The following is a 2,894-nucleotide window of genomic DNA, read 5'->3' on the forward strand; positions in this document are numbered from 1 at the left end:
CCGACGCAGAACATCGTCTGGGTCACGCCCGAGGGCGGCGGCGGCCCCAACTACGTCGGGATGTAGGAAGAATCCAGGGGAGCCAGGCCGGCGCCGGGCCGCACCAAGGCGGCCTGCTGCCCCCTCGGGGGCAGCGACCCACACGCAGTGGGGGAGCGTGGGGGCCCATTATTTCCCGATCAACTGCGTCAGCCGTTCGGCCTCGAACGACTCGTCCTTCGCCGCGTCGCACGGCACGCAGTCCTTCTTGCCGGGCTGCGCCGACAGGGTCTCGATCGCTTTCCAGAGCAGCGCGATCTGATGCTCCTGGCCCGCGGCGCTGTCGATCAGGCCCTTCATGGCCTGGCTCAGCGGGTCGTCCTCCAGCGTGATGCCGTAGGCCGAGAACTTGGCGGCGGTCGGGCTGGCCAGGTCGGCGCTCTCGCCGGTCTTGGACGGGATGATCCGGGCCGGGATGCCGACGGCCGTGGCGCCGGCCGGCACCGGCTTGATCACCACCGCATTGCTGCCGATCTTGGCCCCGTCGCCGACCACGAAGCCGCCCAGCACCTTGGCGCCGGCACTGACCACCACGTTCTTGCCGAGCGTCGGGTGCCGCTTGGTCCCCTTGTAGAGCGAGGTGCCTCCCAGCGTCACGCCCTGGTAGATGGTGCAGCCGTCACCGATCTCGGCGGTCTCCCCGACCACCACGCCCATCGCATGATCGAAGAAGACACGGTCGCCGACGACCGCCCCAGGGTGGATCTCGATGCCGGTGAGCCAGCGCGAAGCCTGGGAAATGAAGCGGCCGAACCACTTGAGGCCGTGACCCCAGCACCAGTGCGCAAGCCGGTGCAGCGCCACCGCGTGCAGGCCGGGATAGAGGGTCAGCACCTCCCAGCGCGTGCGGGCCGCCGGGTCGCGGTCGAGGATGCACTGGATGTCGGAACGCAGCCGCGAAAACATGCTTGTTGTCGTTATATCAATATCGGGTCGGCAGTCTAAGGCCGCGGCTCTTCGCGCACGGTGGATGGGGTTTTCGGGCCGCCCGGGCCCCCACGCGCCGCTTCCGCCATCGCCTTGGCGATGCCGCGCAGGATGTGGATCTCCTCGGGCGTCGGCTGGGCCCGGTTGAAGAGCTGCTGCAGCCGCGGCATCAGCTTCTTGGGCGCTTCCGGGTCGAGGAAGCCGATGTCGACCAGCGAACGCTCCCAGTGGTCGAGCATGCCGGCCAGCGCCTTGGCGTCGGCTGCGGCCGGCGGCGGCGTGGCGTCGCGCACCGCGTAGCCGCCCAGGGCCAGCCGCCATTCGTAGGCGATCACCTGGATCGCGGCGCCCAGATTCAGCGAGCCGAAAGTCGGGTCGGTGGGGATGCTGAGCGCGACATTGCAGCGGTAGACATCCTCGTTGTGCATGCCGAAGCGCTCCGAGCCGAACAGGAAGGCGACGTGCTGCTCGTCGCCGCCGGCGAGCGCTTCGAGGTGCTCGCGCGGCGTCCGCGTCGGCGGGCCGAAGTCGCGCGGGATCATCGCGGTCGCGCACAGATGGGTGACGCTGTCGAGCGCCTCGTCCAGCGTGTCGACGATGCGGGCGTTGTTCAGCACGTCGAGCGCGCCGCTGGCGCGCTGGATGGTTTCCTCACGCCGCAGCACGTTGGCCCAGCGCGGGGCCACCAGCACCAGGTCGCTGAAGCCCATGGTCTTCATGGCGCGGGCGGCGGCGCCGACATTGCCGGCATGGCTGGTCTGGATCAGGATGAAACGGGTACGCATGGAGGGCTCGGCCAGGGGTTCGGGACAGCGGCTTCGCGGAGCCGGTAAAATCCCCCGATTCTCGCCGCCCGCATCGCCGGGCCGCTTTCCAGGGGGCCGCCGCATCAACCGACCGTCCCTTTTCCGTTCTTCTCACAATTCATGTCGTCCCCCAACCTGCACCCCATGCTCAACGTGGCCGTCAAGGCCGCCCGCGCCGCCGGCGCCATCATCAATCGCGCTGCGCTCGACGTCGAAGCGGTGCGCATTTCGCAAAAGCAGGTGAACGACTTCGTCACCGAAGTCGATCATGCGAGCGAGCGAGTGATCATCGAGACGCTGCTCACCGCCTACCCGGGGCACGGCATCCTGGCCGAAGAATCGGGCTCCGAGCACGGCGCCAGGGATTCCGAATTCGTCTGGATCATCGATCCGCTCGACGGCACCACCAACTTCATCCACGGTTTCCCGGTCTATTGCGTGTCGATCGCGCTGGCGGTCCGCGGCAAGATCGAGCAGGCGGTCATCTACGACCCGAGCCGCAACGACCTGTTCACCGCCACCAAGGGCCGCGGCGCCTATATGAACGACCGGCGCCTGCGTGTCAGCAAGCGCACCCGCCTGAACGAATGCCTGGTCTCGACCGGCTTCCCGTTCCGCACCGGCGACAACTTCAAGCAGTACCTGGCGATCATGGCCGACCTGATGCCGCGCATGGCCGGCCTGCGCCGCCCGGGCGCCGCGGCGCTCGACCTGGCCTATGTCGCGGCCGGCTTCACCGACGGCTTCTTCGAGACCGGCCTCAATATCTGGGACGTGGCGGCCGGTTCGCTGCTGGTCACCGAAGCCGGCGGCCTGATCGGCAACTTCACCGGCGAACCCGAGTTCCTCGAGCAGCGCGAGTGCCTGGCCGGCGCGCCCCGCATCTACGGCCAGCTGGTGCCGCTCCTGGCCAAGTACTCCAAGTTCGCGGGCATCGACGACAAGCTGCGCGCCAGCGACCGCATCCGCGCGGTCGATCCTTCAGCGCACGCCGGCGACACCTACGCCCGCAGCACGATCGAGGCCGCGCCGACGCCCGCGCCATGAAGACCATGGGCTTCAGCGACCTGGTGCTGGTGGCCCCGCGCTGGGCCAACGTGCTGCGGCGTGAGGAAACCATCC

The 2,894-nt window shown here is 68.7% G+C and carries 4 protein-coding genes and 1 pseudogene; 3 read left to right on the plus strand and 2 right to left on the minus strand.

The window, feature by feature from the left end; genetic code table 11:
* Positions 1–66: 4Fe-4S dicluster domain-containing protein (locus AC1DY5_RS49765; RefSeq protein ID WP_478121698.1), on the plus strand; the 66-nt coding region annotated here is incomplete at its 5' end.
* A 102-nt stretch (positions 67–168) separates the two neighbouring features.
* Here AC1DY5_RS49765 and cysE read toward each other — a convergent pair.
* Entirely contained in the window at positions 169–945 is a 777-nt protein-coding gene (cysE, locus tag AC1DY5_RS49770) for a serine O-acetyltransferase (protein WP_478121695.1), read from the minus strand.
* Positions 946–980: 35 nt separating this feature from the next.
* The gene (locus tag AC1DY5_RS49775; RefSeq protein ID WP_478121696.1) at positions 981–1,751 is read right to left on the minus strand and encodes an RNA methyltransferase; all 771 of its coding nucleotides are present in this window, start codon (positions 1,749–1,751) and stop codon (positions 981–983) included.
* Between the two features lie 141 nt (positions 1,752–1,892).
* Between AC1DY5_RS49775 and AC1DY5_RS49780 the strand changes: the two genes are divergently transcribed.
* Both AC1DY5_RS49780 and AC1DY5_RS49785 read left to right on the plus strand, forming a co-directional pair.
* Complete coding sequence (locus AC1DY5_RS49780; RefSeq protein WP_478121697.1) at positions 1,893–2,819, plus strand: inositol monophosphatase family protein; 927 nt, start codon at positions 1,893–1,895, stop codon at positions 2,817–2,819.
* Positions 2,801–2,894 (plus strand): annotated as a pseudogene (locus tag AC1DY5_RS49785) (RNA methyltransferase); the annotation flags it as partial. The gene AC1DY5_RS49780 and the pseudogene AC1DY5_RS49785, both read left to right, overlap by 19 nt.

The organism is Variovorax sp. P4_D9 (assembly GCF_056401695.1).